The following is a 15,756-nucleotide window of genomic DNA, read 5'->3' as shown; positions in this document are numbered from 1 at the left end:
TGATGACTGGAGGGAAACTGCCTCGCCCGGCCCGGAGGCTACACGCCACCCCCATCATCCCTATATTTATCCCAGCAACTAACGACCAGTGCTACACATTCTTTGAGCTGTTCGTCCGACACGATTTGCGCCGCATAAAAATGCAGGATTCGATAGCCGGCGTGAACGAGAATGTTGGAACGGCGGCGATCAGACTGAAACGCTTCTTTGCGGAAATGCGGGCCGTAGCCGTCCATCTCGCAGATCAACCGACTGGCGGAAGCGAAACCTATATCTGCCCGGAATTTTCGACCCGGCACTAAGTTGCTCTTTTCCCAGATCACCTCATCCTCACCCAGCACAGCCACGAGTGCGTCATACAGCTTTCGCTGGTAAAGTTCTTGTCCAGACAACGTAGCGTGCGTGACGTCTACACCATCCCTTTCGCCAGCCGCCGCTACACGCGCCTTAAAAGCCTTTTCTTGACGCTTGGCGTCCCGCTTTATGGCATCGACCTCTTTGGCCGGGAGTAGTGTTTTCAGGTCTTTGATTGACGGGCGCTTGTTTCTCAAGCTGCGTCCTCACTTGCCCGGGTGGAGGTTTTCACGGACATCGCGAGCCGCGGCGGAAGTTTACAAGGCGGCTCTGTAAACCCTGGGTACGGCCTGCGCCCAAAGGAGACACCCTCGTCGCGCATACCCCCTTCCGGGAAGAAATCTATCGCGCCGTCCTCGATCCGCGGCAGTATGTTTGCCACAACATCACCGCCAATGTTCGCGTAAATACTCGCTGCCGGTAAACCTTCTCGAATTTCAAACGCAGCGTACAGGCCGTCTCCGTCACCACCTATGGGCATTGAGACAAATAACGCCGTCGCGCGATCTTCAACGGACAAGGCAAACGGCTTCGCCTCTTCCGGAGGAAGGGTCTCCCCCTCGGACAAACGCCAGTCATATATTTGGCGATTAAGGCACTGCCGGGTGTCTAGGCTCCATTTTGCCTCGGACAAAATCACCGATCCGCCATCAAGGTGACGGTAGTAGGTGGACTTGTCGGAATCCGTTCCCGTCGGCGACGGCAAATCCCGCGTTACAGTCATCCACAAGCAAGATCTGCTGATGCGAAATTCGCGGCTTTCTTTGCCTCGCCCGAAGTTCGTAGTAAAGACCTTTTCATCCTGATAACGCTCCCCCTCACGAAGGGCAGCAAGCGTCTCGCCATCTGGGCCAATTAAAGCCACCAGGTCGGCGGAATTTCCGTGTGTCATGCTCATCTCCCCAAATACATAAACTGTTTAGCTGTCACAGCCACCTTCCGCGGCGTAAATGTCGATCTTGTCGAGGAGCGCCTGGTCGGCCCACTCGCGAACCTCTTGATTAGTCACATCCCGCCCAACCAGTTCCTCAAGCTCCTGCCACTTACTCGCAAGTGACTCGCTATGCGCGTCGCTTTCAGTTCGGCAAGGCGAGCCATCAGCAATGCCATCTCCGCTGAAAGCCTCCATCAGAAGGTAAAAAGCGCGATAAATCTTGTCATCCAATGTGAATCCGCGTGCCATAAAGCCTCCTCAATATGGAAGTACAGTACCTGCCAGCATAAAAAGTGCATATCGGCGGGAAAAGGACAGATAAACAGCGTCAGCTAAGGCTACCAGCGGTACGATGTAGATATGGACATAGTGAAACAAACGAACGTTGCCCGAAAAATAATCGCCGCATGGAAAGACCCTGCCACATACAAGGAAAAGGGTGTCTGGGCCGGATGTTGGCCGTACCTTTTCGTGGGCATCGCCTGCTTTGCGGCAAATGATGCCGTTAAGGCTGATGCTCTATTGGAGTTCACTGTTTTTACAGTAGCGATGCTTTCGTGCACATTACTCTGTGCAACAATCTACAGCCGCCTTAGCAACGAAGCCATCGACGCCTCGGAAAAGCTTCTCCCCCGCCTAAAAGCACTGTTAATAGGACTGGGGGTGTTTGCCATGAAGAGCGTGATTGTGGCTGCGGCCTCGGTGCCGCACTGGTCGGTCGCCGTGTTGATGTTCTTTCTGCTGACGCTGTATGCACCGATTGCGATTTCTCAAACAAAGCTAGTATCTAGCCTTTGGCAAAGCGCCAAGCTGGTGACTCTTAATCCCGTGGCCGTGTTGCTTCCGATCCTGACCTACCTTTTACTGGCCCTGGCGTTTGGGAGCATCTTCAGCTTGTTATCAGCGTATGCTGGCCGGGACATGGTACTTCCAATCGCGCCCATTCTAGCTGCTGCCTACTCCACCTTGATCGCCCACATCTACACCAAGACCGCGCCAGATAATCTCCGATCCAGTTGACTCGGATGGGAAAATCTCATGTCTAGAATGGTATTGATGGTTCTTCCCGCTTAACGATGCCCCATCTCGCGAGGATTCCGCGAAGCCTGAATCGACCTTTCGAGACAAAACGACGCACCCGAAACCTCCACGCGCGTTTCCGCAATATCAACGCCGCGATTCGTCGAATGTCAGCACTTTGAGAAGTCCTATTTAGCTGACCAACGAGCTTGTCGGCTACCTGCATATGCTCGTGTATGGGCGGCCTGTTGTAAGCACCACGATGCTCCCTCACCGAATAATTGCTGTTCATGCGGAGCACCTCCAGTGTAGACCGGCTACCGTCCTTACCAACCAGCGTGAAAAAGGAACTTGAGTTAAATTGCAGGAATCGGCCGCCTACACAGTGGCCCTGCCTCGAACCCTCTTCGAGATAGTCTGCCCGCGTGATGAGCTGAGTGACGCTCACACCGTCTATCTCGCAGTCATCCGCTGGGAAAACATCCTCTATGAAGGTACGGCTAGCAGTTTCTATTAACGCCTGCCAGTCCAAAAGCCACTGCCCCCGACCTGCCAAAAAATCTACCTGCCCGGACTCGACAAGCCCAATGACGCCGTGATGCTTGCGTCGCTCCAGCCACCGAATGTCGGCAAATATCTGCATCACTTGACGAACATTCAGGTCTGCATCGAGAATGCTCGACAATCCCGTGTGCCTCTGCGTCAGATGAACAAGTCGAAGGTAGTTGCTGGCCTGCCATCCCGTGACCGGATCGCCTTGTTCCGCGCGCTCTATCATCCAGCCCACCACTGACAGCACCTGATCTTCACAGCCGGCCTTATGATGCTGCAGACACTCGGTTAACAGGGCAACAAGCGCCTGTCCCCGCTTCCCTCTGGCAGCGCTACTGGCTGCGGAGGAGAAGAAGGCGCATGCTTCTTCAACCAAGATCCCCCTAACTCGAAGCAGCGCGTGGACAAATTCATCGAGCGCGCGATTGTGCGAACTACTTGACCGCGGCACAAGCTGATGCGCGCGCCGCCACGAATAAAACCCGTGCGTTTTGGTCTCTAAGGTAAAGTAGTTGCAAAAGTCAGCGGAAGCAGCGCCCGCACGCTTCGCGTATTCGTCGGTAAACGAGCATCCCGGCATCCACTGTGAAAACGCCTGTTCTCGTTGCTGCAACGCTGAAATTAGCGATCCGGCAGCGAGCAAAGACTCTTCGACGCCAGCCTCATCTAGGCCGGATAGTGTCGAGAGCTTTTCGGCGAGGCGAATCACAGAGTGCATGGGGGTGCAGAAATTCACGATTTTTAGCTGGCGGCTGCTTAAAAACTGGCAAAACGATTTCGACAGATACAAGCGTCGTGTGGCTAAATCGATACCGGCTTGCACCGCGTTCAGGTCAAAGCCATTGACCACGGTCTCCAGCGACGCATCAAATTCTTCCAAACTGATGTAATTAGTCGCACCATCAGTCCAGGAGCCAACGATTGTATATCCCCCCTTCGTGACGCTCCCGCAACAGAAAGACCCCACTCGCCGCGACGGCAGAAACACCGCAGAACGCATAGCCACGGTTTTCCACTTCCGCAAGACAGAAACATCGCGCCCCGACATAAAGACATCAGCGTCTTTAAAGCGCCCCTGCAACCCGCAGTGAGTCTGCTCAAAAATAGCACTTGCCACCGCCTGCCCGGCCAAATACCCCGTGGATGGCAAGGATGCCCCGGTCTCCCGCTCAATACGACTAAGTACCCTGTCTACGCTGATATTTAGCATTGATTCCATATCCAGAATTATAAGGCGTAGCCAGCATAATCTGGCTGGTAATACCTGCGGCTTCGCGCGGAAAAGACGTTTAACTGATGTTTTCCGGATTTTCACGCCCGCGCGCTTGCCCAATACCTTTACTTCTGTATTGTCAGGGTTGTGGAGGAGCCGGAATGCAAAAAATCGGACTAGACTCGCCATTTTCGGCAGACGCATGGGTCGTGAAGGCCCAAAGGTTGTGTGGCGTCACAAAGAGTGAGGCCCGGCAGATGCTTGCGTTAGCCTGTGGTTACAGCTGCTTCGATGACTTGGTGAAAGAGTGCGGCGAGAGTCGGACAGGTAAAAGAGATGAAGACCTTGCGAGCGCAGAGCTAGAAAAGCGCAGGAAACGCTATGAAAACGCATTTTCGCAGTTTGTCAGCAAGGAGTCAGCCAAGCAGCTAGCGCAACAACTGAGCCCGACAGCCGCCAACCATTTCGGGGCAATGCCGCGCGTCGCGGCGCCATCCCGGAGCGATAGCTTCGGGGAGTCGTTGGCAAAACAACTGGCCGTCGTGCAACCACTGCACCGACTAGGCACAGGCGAGCCTCCCCCGGCAGAAAGGCAGCCGCGACATATCCCGACGTTTGGTCTTATAAATCTGCTTCTAGCGCTGGGATGGTTTGTGACCGACCGCAGGAAGCGTCGCATGAGCGATAAAGCCGTGTTTGAGAAGCACGGGTTGACGCCGCCGCCGCTGTATACGCTCCCCGCGTTGGAGGTGACGCAAACCGGGGATCATTTCGGCATCCCCCTATTTCATGTGCCGTTGGTCTGCGCGCCTGACCAAGCGCGACCCGCACAGATCAATCGAACACTGAACGCGATACATGAAAGCGCGGCGAGAGTCGCCATCGACCATGTAATAGTCGCCTGGGCCACACCGCCTATATCGTCAGCTGATGGCAGCACACTTAACCTTGGGCTAAGGCTTAGGGATGGCGAGTGGGAGCAGGCCATAATAACGCCCGTCGCAGAGTCAGCACGCGAGGTGCAGCGTGCTGTTCAGGAAATTTATGGCGTGGAGGCAAGCACCAATCCATCACAGATTGCTACGCAGAGTATCAGCGAAGACTGGCACACACTGATTACGTCTTAGACTATTGGCGCCGCCAATCCCAAGGCGGAATTCGTTCCGAAGCCGGCAAAGACCATAAGCCAAGGCGATCCTGCCTCGCACGCCGCTCGAGAGCAATCATCCGATCGCCGGCATACCGGCTATAGGCCCAGCAATGCCCCTCCGCCACCAGGTGTTCGTTAAGATTTAGTCCGCCGGCAAAAACAGTGCCTATCGACCGGCCGTAGCGGTCGGTGTCGACAACAGTGACCGTCACGCGTTCGCCGGCCAGTCGCAGCTTCATCTTCGCTTCGTTAGTTGCCCGCTTCCCCCACGGCTGACCATGCCGACCACGCTTGCCGACCTCTGGGCAGTCAATTTCGGCAAATCGAACCTTGTGAGTCGCGCGTCCGTCTAAAACCTCAATGGTGTCTCCATCGAAGACAGAAACCACAACGCCCTCGATAGTGGTGTTGGCAATTGCAGTGGTTGATAGGGCGAGCATCGCTGCCGCAAAACCCCATTGGAAAATTTTCATCATCATCAACTCCCTTATGTGACACCCCCAGTGGGTGATCAGCACACCGTAGTCTTTATTCGAGGTTATGCACGAAGGAAGGAAACTCGCCGCTGGCGGCAAGCATCCTTGCTTACGCGCCAACAGCGACCGGTGCCGAATCTGGGGTCAGCAAAAACAGCGCCCGAGGTCGAACAGTGCCATTGCCCGCAAAGGAATACCACCAACTAGGTTTCGTGAAACCCCAAAAATATACATAAACACGGTGAACTTTAGTAAAAAAAACGACTTTCCCCGTCGCGTGTTGCACCTCGCTTATCGGACGCCGTCACCGCGTAGGCGGGAACGCCATAGCAGTGGCAGCGAACAATCGAGGAACTACAGGCCTAAAGCAGCCACTTCCGAATCGCGAATGATGTTGATTCTGCTCGTGGACGCGAAGTCAGCTGTAGTTGCGTCGATCTGCGTCCACACCCCGTCGACCCATTGATCCAGAGAAAGCGCGTCAGCCACGCACAGCGGCTCGAAGCTGCAGTACCAGTCCGCTGGCCGCTCGCCCCGCTCCTTTGCGGAACGCACCAATGCTCGCTGCAGCTTGTTCGGCATGCGGCAGATTGACTTTGCCTCCTTCCAGGGAATAATAGTGGCGCTGTCAGCGTCAAAAACTAGGCGAAACAAGCCTCCGGCCAGCGTGGCAAACTCGCGCCTCGATGGAAACCCATGAATACCCGGGCCAATGACACGCTTGATGGCTGTCGCTGGGTAGCGGTCTAGATCCCGGCTCAGCCACACCATCGGCCTTTCGCGGCGGCCCACTAGCGTTTCCGGCGACGGACTCGTGCGAATCCTGCCTTCGCTAAGAATGCTCTGCGCATGGCTACCTGGAAAATAGTGCGCGACTCTCTTCACGTGAACCTCCCAAAAACGCCAGGATCAGGCGGGCACCTGTCCCTTGTTGATAACAAAATACGCTCGTAGTAGTCCCGGTGCTTCATAATGCAAAGCAGGGTTACTCAACCGCCACGCCGCCAGTAGGGTCCAGATGCTGATAACCGCGAAGCACATAGGTATCAACCCAGGTACTGTCACAGCCCAAGCAGCGCACCGGCTGGAAGGCCATGTTTCCCTGAACCTCCAGCATGTCGCCCTCAATACTGTCTTCCCGACACACCGGGCAAACGGGCCGATTAATGGGCTCATCAGCGTAGTCGTGCGGGGTCATGTGGTCATGTTCAACAATAAGGAAAAGATAGCTAGTCCCATCAACCTCAATCACAAAAGGCTCATCGAACAGGCATGAGGCTTCGCCAACACGGTCTTCAGCGTCGTGGACAACTATACGCACACCAAAACCCTTACCCAGCTCCAGATCGGTGAGGTTCACAGAAAAGGACAGCGGCCGATCAACGCCAGGCAGGGTCAGTTCGCCTTCAGCCAGAGATCGCTCGTTAAGCCGAAACACTTCGGCGAGGTCCAGGCCGCAATCAGGGTGCAGAGCACATACCGCGTCAGCGAAACGGCGCGCATTAGGGCTAATCGTAATGTGAGTCCAGTTCTGGTCGATAAGTTGGACCTTGGCTGCGGGGTCCCACTTAGGGGCCGGGCTGCGAAACAGATCAAGTTCGTTGGTTTCCATGAGGAAGTCTCCGCGGGTGTCTTTGAGTACCTAAAGTAGCCTGCAACGATAACAATGCATATTTAGTGGAAAAGCCTAGTTTTTGGCGCCCCTATCTCGGGGATCTCCGGCATTCCTGGCAGCACAGCTATATCGCAGGATTGGTTGCAACCTAACAATCGAGGCGAAAACGCGAGGCCCATAAGCTACAAAATGAGCGCCGGCGATGCCGGATCGATAGCCGACCAACACTCACAACTTTGTGGCCACTGACTCTCACAGGTAAGAGCGCTCCACGTATAACCACACTGGTTGCAGGTTGGCCTTCCCTCTTCCTCAATGATCTCTGGCATTTCTGGCAGCACAGCTATGTCGCAGGATTGGTGTTCCGATATGAGCACGCTCTCACCACTTTCCAAGTCTATGCCCAACTGACGTACGACCCACGCCACGTCCTCGTCGCTGTTGCTGAGCGGGCTCTCAGAGTGCGCAACATACACGCTGTCACCGTGTTGGTGTGAGTGAGTCACTGTGTAGAGGTTGAGGTTAGAACCGTTCAGCGCCTCAGCCAGATAGTTCGCTTCCTCCATGCTGAGCGGGTCCACGTCACCAAAGTGGGGAAACATTGCCTTGACGAAGGCCGGGTCACGGTCCAAGACGGTATGCTGGAAGTGGCGAATCGCAGCTATCGCGAATGCGATCTGTCGGTCATCGATAACGACCATTGAACGTTTGCTTTCCGTATTCATGTTAAGCCCCTGCTCTAAATTCTGTTGATGCCAGCGCCGACCGCATCTGCTCTGGCGTGAAATGTTCGCCGGCCATGAGGTATCCGTCATCAGCGGCCTGGCAATCTTTGTCGGTAAAGGCGCTGACGATATCGGCTACCTTTTCTGGCCTTTCCTGCATCAGACGATCAATATGCAGCGGAGACAGCCGCAGGGTTGATGGGTACTGGTATTCACGATTCACATCCTCAGGCATCCCCACCATATACCAGTTCTCCGGAAACGGCCCTTCTCTGCTCGCCTCACAGCCGATCGCCGATTCGATCATTTGCGTGACGCGAGGGCTTTCCGTTAGAAGCGCATCAGCATCGATCTCTCGGGTGTCGATAACGACCTCCAGTGACCGCTTGTATCTAGCTTGCTCCTCGTAGGTGGCGGGCAGAGCGAGCCCGAGCCCGGAATGAATCAATGCGAAGTTGAAGTCGAAGCGCCGGTTATGCAGAAGATACTTTTCGATCTCTGCCGAATCGCAGTCCAACTCTAGCTCGCAATCAGATCCATCGGACTCCATGGCATCCAGCATGATAGCCGGCTGATAGACGTGCTCTCGGGCCAGAACTGCAAGATCAGTTACAAAATCGCCCCCACTCCACTCGCTCAGCAGGCCCTTCTGGATGAGAAGATGAGGCATCGCGGCCAGAATGGGCGCCATGTCAAAGTAGCAACTATGAAGCCCAGTAACCGCTTTGAGTGTCGCCGGTATCTCCGGCGCAAACGCAAGTTCGTCGTCCTCTCCCAACTCAATGAGCCCAGTATCCAACGCGCACTGAATGGCCAGCACCTTGTTCCCGCGGATGGCCTCGGGTACATCTAGCTCGCGGACATCAAACTCGTTTGACTCGTCGCCCCACGGCAGCGTTGAATACCAATAGTCTACGCGCCGCTCGAAGTTGTCATGTTTGTAGGTGTGATAAATTGCGACGCCCCTGTGGCGGGTAAACACTTCGCTTTCAACAAATTGGTAAGGCATTCCTGGTATCTCCGTATCCATGTCGACCTTGTAGCCAAGTCAGACTAACCCTATAGGCAGAGATTGCTGACTACACGGAAACAAGCATAGAGATACAAAAAAGGCCGCTCAAATGCGGCCTTGGTAGGGTCGAAGCGATTTAGTTCATGCGCCTGAAGTTCTGAACGTCCGGGCTTCCGAAGCCCATCACAATAGAGACATTGTCCTTATCTTTCACCATGTCGAGCTTTTCCTTCTCGATTTCCTGAGCGCGATAGGTGAGGTACTCACTGGAAGTAAATGCCATCTGCTCCATGTAGGCCTGGTCAGCCAGAGCCTTGTTCCTCTCGGCGCTTGCACGAGCGAGTTCTGCCGATAGGTTGCCGGGTATAGCCATAGACTGCCGTGGTAAAAACTCTCCAGTGGGACCCAGGCTCCAGCGCTACCGGCATAACACCTTGCTCGCCAAAGGACATCCATGGGTATTTGACGACAACAGCCTCCGCGCCGGCCGGCACCTCGACCTTGGATAAACATCCAGACAGACCGAATCCGATCAAGACGATGAGGACTTTTGATAGGGTGAGAAAATCGTCTATTGATTAGCGACCAACCGCAATTGTTCCCGAAACTCATCTGTTCTATCTACCAGGCCCTCTGGCTCGAAAGACACAAGACGGTCACAAGATGCAATGGTTTCCATGCGGTGGGCTACAACGATACGCGTCATGTTCATGTCCCGTATGGACTGGTTTACGTGCATTTCGTTGTGCACGTCCAAGTGTGACGTCGCTTCGTCGAGAATAATGATTTTGGCCTGACGGTAGAAAGCCCGAGCCAGAAGTATCCTCTGCTGCTGACCGCCAGAGATCATGCCCCCGCCCTCCCCTAATATGGTTTCCATCCCCATGGGCATCGCCTCGATCTCTGGCCAGATGGATGCGAGCTTCGCACACTCTATCGCCCTATCCTCATCCGGCTTCATGTCAGACAAGGTGATGTTCTCGAGGATCGAACCGTTGAATAATTGATCGTCCTGCATCACCGTCGCCACCTGGCGCCGGAGGCTGTGGGTATTGCCTGGCCGAATAGTCACGCCATCAATAAGCACGTCGCCCTCTGTTGCCTCGTATAGGCCCGCCAGAATTTTGACCATGGTGCTCTTGCCGCAACCTGACGGCCCGGCAAACGCCACGCTCTCCCCTGGGCGAATGGTCAGGTTGACACCCCTGAACAAAAACGGGGATGTGGGGGTGTGCTGGAATCCAAGCTCGTGGAGAGTGATTTCCCCATCGGTAACCGCGATCTGTTCGTCAGAGGCAGGCTCCGCACGCGTTTGAACGATGTCCCCCACGCGCTGCAAGTCCACGCTGATTAATTTAAAGGTGAACAGGTTTTCTACCAGAGTGATAATCCGTGACCTGAAGCTAACCGCGTACGCAAGGAAGGCGACCAGAACACCTACCGTTATGCTGCCATCGAGCACTGCTGTTAGTCCGAAGAAAACCACCAACACGTGAGATAGGCCGCTTAGAAGGCTTTCACCAGACACCATCCAGCCGTCCAAGAACCCGAGGCGCACCCCGCTATTGACCGCCTTCCCGTAATAGTTGCGCCAGACACTGCGACGCTCGCTGCCAATAGCGTAGAGCTTAATCGTCTGGATACCACGGATTGACTCTATGAGGTGGGTTTGCTCTTTCGCTGAATTCACGATCTGCTCTTCAGAGCGTCTTTTATATGATCCATAGAGAAAGACGCGTAATCCGACAAGCAGCACTAGCGGCACGATGACCGCCAAAGACAGCGCCGGGCTGTAGGCAATCATTGCCACAAGGACGATGACGCTGAAGGCGCCGTCGACCATGGCCTCAATCAGCGAGGTGGTCATCCGCTCGCGTATGCTGCGGAGCGAGCCAAACCGCGATATCAGGTCACCCATCTGACGACTCTGGAAGTAAGGCAAAGGCAATTTCAGTAGGTGGGTGAACAAGTTGCTCGCCATCTGGAAGTCGAGCAGCGCCGCGGCCTCAACAATAACCCGCGCCCGGATCAGGCTCACCAGGGCATTCAGCGCCGCCAGTCCCGCGAAGGCAAGCCCGAGTGAAAGCAGCAGATTGCCGTCGTCGCTGACCACCACGTGGTCCAGGCCAATCTGCATAAAATACGGCACAGCCAGAGCGCTCAGCTGGATAAATAATGACATGAGGAGAACTTTGCCGAGCGCGGATTTCCAGCCAACAAGATGGCCCCAGAGGTCCCGTATTCGCATGGCGGCTCGCGCATCGACCTTTTGGAAATCATTACCTGGCATGAGCTCCAGAAGCAGACCTGTGTAGTGATCGCTGACCTCGTCGTAAGTCATCACGCGAGTGCCATACCCAGGGTCGATGATATGGAGTTTGCCGCGCACAATCTTATCGAGCACGACGAAGTGTTTCATCTCCCAGTGAAGGATGGCCGGCAACTGGATATCCTCCAGACTCCCAATCTCAACCCGGAGCACTCTCGCTTGCATACCATGGGCATCGGCCGCCTCGCGGATGTCGTGAATCGACATCCCATGCGCGGAAGCACCTACCCTGGACCGCCACTGGTGCAGTTCGAGCTTAAGGCCATAGTGGCCGGCCACCATAGCCAACGCCGCAAGGCCGCATTCTGCGACCTCAGACTGGAGGATTACAGGCGTCTTGCTGGCGCGCAACAGATCAGAAAGCTCCATCAGGCGCGCTCACGTTGCTTCATTAGCGGCTTGACGATGTATTCCCAAAACGGCACATCACGGATCATTATGTCTGACTGCCCCGTCATACCGGGCCGAATCGGATAGCTCTTGCCTTTGTCTTCCACGGCGTATCGCGCCAATTCAGCCTTGACAACGAAATAGTCGCCCTGCGCTATCCCCATGGTGGAGTTGAAGTCTTTAGACAGCGTAACCGTCTCGTCAACATCCGAAATGGTGGCGGCAATGCTCCCGAAGGTTTCGTACGGGAACGAATCAAGCCGCATCCGCACGGTCTGCCCGGGCTCGACGAAACCTACCGCTGCGCTTGGAAGAAGCAGCGTCAGAGACATCGATGTGCCATCGGGCATCAGCGTCAAGAGCTCAGCACCAAGCGGATACACTCCACCGACGTGCCCCTTGTTCGTAAACACCGTTCCACTGATCGGCGCCCGAAGGACCAGGCTCCTCTCGGACTCCATCAGCCCGATCTCTACCTGCAGCTGCCGGGCTCGCGCGTCAATCGCAGCAAGATCAGTGTCGCGCTTTGCTGGGACCTCCAGTAATTGGGATGCCATTTCATCCAGGCTGCCCTCCAAGGTGACGACGTTCATTTTTGCCTGCTCTAGCTGGCTTTCTGCAGATAGAACCCGGGAACGCTGATTCCCAATTTCCAATTCACTAATGCCGCCACGCCCCCTCAGAGACTCGTATCGCCCCAGTACATCCCGCTCGGACGACAACTGTTTGTTATTCACCGCCACAATGCCACGCGATACTTCCACCTGCCGCTTGAGTGACTTCACACTCTCCGAGAGCGCCGCTGTGCGCTGAACATAAAATAACTGTGTGGTTTCGCGCTGTGCTAGCTCGATATCGAGGCGCTGCTGTAGGCCGCGAATCTCAAGTTCGTGCAGTTCATTTGGAATTTCCATCTCAAACAAAACATCGCCCGCCCTCACCTGACTCCCAGCCTTGGTGTGCAATGCAACAACTCGCCCTGCCCGGCTGCTGCTCACCGACACCAGCTGCTCTTCGATATCCACGTAGGCACGCACGGTGACCTTTTCCGAATACGTCCCAAACCAAAGCACGAACCCCAGCCCAATAAGAATAAGTAGCAGACACGCCACAAACAGTGTGGAGCCCTTTCCATCTCTTAGAACGACCTCGCCTTCCAGCTGCAGCGCTCGTTTTTCGAACACCTCCGGGCGAAACAATGATTTATCCATACGCGCCTATACCAACTCGATTGGAAACTTATTTGGGAGAAATGAAGTCTGTCATCCGGCGCTCAATAAATCTATAAAAAATCTGTGCAATTAGGCATAAGTAAGTCAGAGACCAGGCGAGGGCCGGTTGTACGGGAGTACCCCGTTACTTGGACTAACCCGCTAAATCCAGAGTGGTGAGCTTGCAGGCCAGATCAGCCCCGCCGAGAAGTTGCCCTCCAACAAGCCATGCCCCAGACCCGGCGGGATGTGCGGCTTCACCGCTCCGCCTCAACACGGCCGTAACGGCATCCTGCAGATCGTCCATAGCCAACGCCTCTTCAGCATGGGTGCGCGATAACCGGTACAGACCACTACCGCCCACACCAGCATAAGCACCGCGGTGGTCACTAAAAGTCCCTTCCACAGCATCACCTCGCTCTGCACGCTTTACGCCTGCCACGCGTGCAAAAATTTCATTAGCGCTCATCATGCGAGCATCAATGACCCCTACTTCGGCTCCTTCTCGCGGCCCTATCAGCGCCAAGCCGCTGCGAACCAAGCCTTCCCAAAAACACGCGGCCCGGCTCTCACGAAGTCGCTCCATAAAGAACGACACATCAAAATCAATGTTGACGTTAGCTATGCTGGTAGTGCCATCTCGGCATATTGCGGACATCAGACGTGCCGCACGATAGTCATGGAATGCCAATTGCCCGAGAATCAGCTGAGCAAAGCGATCACCACGCCAGGCGTAACTCTCGTATATCGCCAACGTTTCCGGCATAGCACTTCTGAGGAGGCGGCCGGCATCAGCGCGGAAGTTGACCGTAGGGCTGGTCACTTCCACCGGGAAGTCCATGGGACAATCGGATACATCAGCGTCGATTTGACCAGAGTCAATGCCGTACTGGATTTTGTGTATCCAACTGCAGGTCGGAGCCGGCCCGTGCAGAGAAGGGACGTCAACCACCATTCCACCTACGAAATACGTGTGTTCCGCTTCTTCGGCACCCCACTCCCTGGTACGAGTAATCTCCACTCCGCGCCACACACACAACCGTTCGTGTTTCGACATATCCAAACGCCTTGCCTATTTCAAAGTCCAAGCAACGTAGCAAGGCGTCAGCAAGCCGCCGGGAAGAGGGAAATAGGGACGCTACCTATAGAAGGAGGAGTGCACCGCCTGCTAAAGCAATCAGGATCCACCGTCTTGAGTTGGAGCCAAAAAGTGATTTCGGCGCAAGACAGGAAGCCAGGCCAAAAACACTGGCGAACATGGCGGTAGGGTGACCCTCCCCTACTTCCCGTATGTAAATAAGAAAGAAGACTGCTAGGCCTAACTGACCGAGAACCTGTAACCATCCCGGCATATTTTCTCTCCGCTCTCGCAGGTCAACATCTACGCGTATCCTGAGGACACCCACCCTAAGAAACAATAGAAATGACGGGGTTTTCTCAAAAACAGGGCATTTCCCGGAAAGGCGACTCAATTGCCCTTATTTGCGCCCTTTATAGCCCGCTGGGGGTGGTCAAAGCTGCCGAAAAACGCGTAATATGCGAGGACCGTTCCGCGCAGAACGGTCTATGAAGGAGTCTCTATGCCCATACCAACTGGACAGAAAACCCCAACTACAGCACAGAACCTTGAGAGGGCTGAGGCGCTTAGGTCCATCACATACACTATGACGGACGTGGATCCGGACCTGGTCGAGAAGGCTCCGTTCGCTATCAAGGCACACCCTACCCGCGCACAAATCGACGAGATAAAGGATGTAGCGTCAGACTTGGGGACGACCCCGGGGATTAACATAGCGCGATATATCGAAGGACCAGACGGTGAGCAGCGAGTTCAATTGCTTACAGGCATTGAGAGATACGAAGCCGGCCGCGAGGTTCAGCGATTCGCAAAGAAGATCCCACTAAGGGTCATACCTGAAATGAGCGACTCTGACGCCGTCTATTACGCGATTGAATACGCCTACCGAGACCACAAGCATGCGGAGTTCTCTGTTTCCCACGTCGACTATGCCCTCGCCGCGAGAAACGCCATCTCCCATTTCTCTCGTCCTGGCCAACAACTACCCGTCCAGGCGCTCGCAAATGCACTTTGCCTCTCACGTTCCGTCCTTTCCAACCGCCTGCGTCTGCTTACGAAGCTGGATAAAGAGGTGATCGAATTATTGAACAAAGGGCGTATCGGGGCAGATCACGCCAAGATACTCACCGGCGAGAAGAGCGCGATGAAGCAGATTTCCCTGGCCAGGCGAGTCGCAACTGGAGGCATGACGACAAGAAAGCTATATCAAGCAGTTAATCCCAACTACGAGGCGCCTCAACTCGTCAGTCGCCGCCGTAGGGTTAAGAAGACAAAGTTGGGTGACGTAGGCGCCATGGAGCGCAAGCTAGAGGAAACCTACGGCACGCAGGCTCAGATTTCCATCAATACAACTGAAGGCGTGACTGCTGTTGTTGATCTTCGGTTTGTAACATTCGCGGTACTCAAAGGTATCGTGGAGAAGCTGGATGGTGTTATCCAGGACGAAACCGTGATCGAAGGCGATCTCAGTTTCTATGCAAAGAACCCCCGGGACACTGACCGGTTACTTGAGGAACTTGGAGCCACAGAGGACAGCCTAGAGTAGTTAATCCATCTCCCTCCATTGTGGGAGACAATCGTGCAAAATTACAAGAACCCTCCCTCCTATAAACACCGCTGAATCGCCAGACGGTGAAGGCCAAACATGCCGGGACCATACAAGACTTCCCGGGCCGATCACGCAAGACTGTAAAACC

16 protein-coding genes are annotated in these 15,756 nt (G+C 54.9%); 3 read left to right on the top strand and 13 right to left on the bottom strand.

Annotation, left to right across the window (positions count from 1 at the left end; all coding sequences use genetic code 11):
• Positions 1-38: 38 nt before the first annotated feature.
• From A3709_RS12370 to A3709_RS12360, 3 genes are read right to left on the bottom strand one after another with little or no spacing between them, the layout of a single operon-like run.
• On the bottom strand, positions 39-551 hold the full coding sequence (locus A3709_RS12370; protein ID WP_066054915.1) for a DUF559 domain-containing protein: 513 nt from the start codon (positions 549-551) through the stop codon (positions 39-41).
• On the bottom strand, positions 548-1,252 hold the full coding sequence (locus A3709_RS12365) for a hypothetical protein (RefSeq protein WP_156507737.1): 705 nt from the start codon (positions 1,250-1,252) through the stop codon (positions 548-550). The genes A3709_RS12370 and A3709_RS12365 overlap by 4 nt, the downstream gene beginning before the upstream one ends.
• Positions 1,253-1,273: 21 nt before the next feature.
• On the bottom strand, positions 1,274-1,537 hold the full coding sequence (locus tag A3709_RS12360) for a hypothetical protein (protein WP_066054909.1): 264 nt from the start codon (positions 1,535-1,537) through the stop codon (positions 1,274-1,276).
• 111 nt (positions 1,538-1,648) lie between these two features.
• Here A3709_RS12360 and A3709_RS12355 point away from each other — a divergent pair, with 111 nt between their 5' ends.
• Entirely contained in the window at positions 1,649-2,308 is a 660-nt protein-coding gene (locus A3709_RS12355; protein WP_066054907.1) for a hypothetical protein, read from the top strand.
• 22 nt (positions 2,309-2,330) lie between these two features.
• Here the strand turns inward: A3709_RS12355 and A3709_RS12350 are convergent, their stop codons facing one another.
• A complete protein-coding gene (locus tag A3709_RS12350; RefSeq protein ID WP_156507736.1) occupies positions 2,331-4,277 on the bottom strand; it encodes a PcfJ domain-containing protein in 1,947 nt (648 codons plus the stop codon).
• A 473-nt stretch (positions 4,278-4,750) separates the two neighbouring features.
• Between A3709_RS12350 and A3709_RS23295 the strand changes: the two genes are divergently transcribed.
• Positions 4,751-5,200: a hypothetical protein gene (locus tag A3709_RS23295; RefSeq protein ID WP_156507735.1), complete on the top strand. Its 450-nt coding sequence runs from the start codon at positions 4,751-4,753 to the stop codon at positions 5,198-5,200.
• Position 5,201: 1 nt separating this feature from the next.
• Here the strand turns inward: A3709_RS23295 and A3709_RS12340 are convergent, their stop codons facing one another.
• From A3709_RS12340 to A3709_RS12300, 9 genes are all read right to left on the bottom strand, one after another.
• Positions 5,202-5,702 (bottom strand): thermonuclease family protein, encoded by a 501-nt coding sequence (locus A3709_RS12340; protein WP_066054998.1) that lies wholly within the window; start codon positions 5,700-5,702, stop codon positions 5,202-5,204.
• Positions 5,703-6,053: 351 nt separating this feature from the next.
• Positions 6,054-6,584 carry a hypothetical protein gene (locus tag A3709_RS12335; protein WP_156507734.1) on the bottom strand — a complete coding sequence of 177 codons (531 nt, stop codon included), beginning with the start codon at positions 6,582-6,584 and terminating at the stop codon, positions 6,054-6,056.
• A gap of 100 nt (positions 6,585-6,684) precedes the next feature.
• The gene (locus A3709_RS12330; RefSeq protein WP_066054895.1) at positions 6,685-7,311 is read right to left on the bottom strand and encodes a hypothetical protein; all 627 of its coding nucleotides are present in this window, start codon (positions 7,309-7,311) and stop codon (positions 6,685-6,687) included.
• A gap of 185 nt (positions 7,312-7,496) precedes the next feature.
• On the bottom strand, positions 7,497-8,039 hold the full coding sequence (locus A3709_RS12325) for a hypothetical protein (RefSeq protein ID WP_066054892.1): 543 nt from the start codon (positions 8,037-8,039) through the stop codon (positions 7,497-7,499).
• A 1-nt stretch (position 8,040) separates the two neighbouring features.
• Positions 8,041-9,048: a hypothetical protein gene (locus tag A3709_RS12320; protein WP_066054890.1), complete on the bottom strand. Its 1,008-nt coding sequence runs from the start codon at positions 9,046-9,048 to the stop codon at positions 8,041-8,043.
• Positions 9,049-9,187: 139 nt separating this feature from the next.
• Positions 9,188-9,424 carry a hypothetical protein gene (locus tag A3709_RS12315; protein ID WP_066054887.1) on the bottom strand — a complete coding sequence of 79 codons (237 nt, stop codon included), beginning with the start codon at positions 9,422-9,424 and terminating at the stop codon, positions 9,188-9,190.
• Between the two features lie 198 nt (positions 9,425-9,622).
• On the bottom strand, positions 9,623-11,749 hold the full coding sequence (locus tag A3709_RS12310) for a peptidase domain-containing ABC transporter (protein WP_066054884.1): 2,127 nt from the start codon (positions 11,747-11,749) through the stop codon (positions 9,623-9,625).
• Entirely contained in the window at positions 11,749-12,981 is a 1,233-nt protein-coding gene (locus A3709_RS12305; RefSeq protein WP_066054881.1) for an HlyD family secretion protein, read from the bottom strand. The genes A3709_RS12310 and A3709_RS12305 overlap by 1 nt, the downstream gene beginning before the upstream one ends.
• A gap of 154 nt (positions 12,982-13,135) precedes the next feature.
• Entirely contained in the window at positions 13,136-14,038 is a 903-nt protein-coding gene (locus tag A3709_RS12300) for a hypothetical protein (RefSeq protein WP_066054878.1), read from the bottom strand.
• 523 nt (positions 14,039-14,561) lie between these two features.
• Between A3709_RS12300 and A3709_RS12290 the strand changes: the two genes are divergently transcribed.
• On the top strand, positions 14,562-15,605 hold the full coding sequence (locus A3709_RS12290; RefSeq protein WP_066054872.1) for a hypothetical protein: 1,044 nt from the start codon (positions 14,562-14,564) through the stop codon (positions 15,603-15,605).
• The last annotated feature ends 151 nt before the right edge of the window (positions 15,606-15,756 follow it).

The organism is Halioglobus sp. HI00S01 (assembly GCF_001635445.1).
GTDB classification, from domain to species: domain Bacteria; phylum Pseudomonadota; class Gammaproteobacteria; order Pseudomonadales; family Halieaceae; genus Halioglobus; species Halioglobus japonicus.
The sequence above is the reverse complement of the archived record's forward strand: the minus strand, read 5'-3'. Positions and strand labels throughout refer to the sequence as shown.

Coding starts and splice junctions, on each gene's coding strand:
- A3709_RS23295 (WP_156507735.1), top strand. CDS start 4,751: ATGAGCGATAAAGCCGTGTTTGAGAAGCACGGGTTGACGCCGCCGCCG.
- A3709_RS12350 (WP_156507736.1), bottom strand. CDS start 4,277: ATGCGTCTGCCGAAAATGGCGAGTCTAGTCCGATTTTTTGCATTCCGG.
- A3709_RS12340 (WP_066054998.1), bottom strand. CDS start 5,702: ATGATGATGAAAATTTTCCAATGGGGTTTTGCGGCAGCGATGCTCGCC.
- A3709_RS12315 (WP_066054887.1), bottom strand. CDS start 9,424: ATGGCTATACCCGGCAACCTATCGGCAGAACTCGCTCGTGCAAGCGCC.
- A3709_RS12365 (WP_156507737.1), bottom strand. CDS start 1,252: ATGAGCATGACACACGGAAATTCCGCCGACCTGGTGGCTTTAATTGGC.
- A3709_RS12325 (WP_066054892.1), bottom strand. CDS start 8,039: ATGAATACGGAAAGCAAACGTTCAATGGTCGTTATCGATGACCGACAG.
- A3709_RS12290 (WP_066054872.1), top strand. CDS start 14,562: ATGCCCATACCAACTGGACAGAAAACCCCAACTACAGCACAGAACCTT.
- A3709_RS12305 (WP_066054881.1), bottom strand. CDS start 12,981: ATGGATAAATCATTGTTTCGCCCGGAGGTGTTCGAAAAACGAGCGCTG.
- A3709_RS12310 (WP_066054884.1), bottom strand. CDS start 11,749: ATGGAGCTTTCTGATCTGTTGCGCGCCAGCAAGACGCCTGTAATCCTC.
- A3709_RS12355 (WP_066054907.1), top strand. CDS start 1,649: ATGGACATAGTGAAACAAACGAACGTTGCCCGAAAAATAATCGCCGCA.
- A3709_RS12320 (WP_066054890.1), bottom strand. CDS start 9,048: ATGCCTTACCAATTTGTTGAAAGCGAAGTGTTTACCCGCCACAGGGGC.
- A3709_RS12360 (WP_066054909.1), bottom strand. CDS start 1,537: ATGGCACGCGGATTCACATTGGATGACAAGATTTATCGCGCTTTTTAC.
- A3709_RS12300 (WP_066054878.1), bottom strand. CDS start 14,038: ATGTCGAAACACGAACGGTTGTGTGTGTGGCGCGGAGTGGAGATTACT.
- A3709_RS12330 (WP_066054895.1), bottom strand. CDS start 7,311: ATGGAAACCAACGAACTTGATCTGTTTCGCAGCCCGGCCCCTAAGTGG.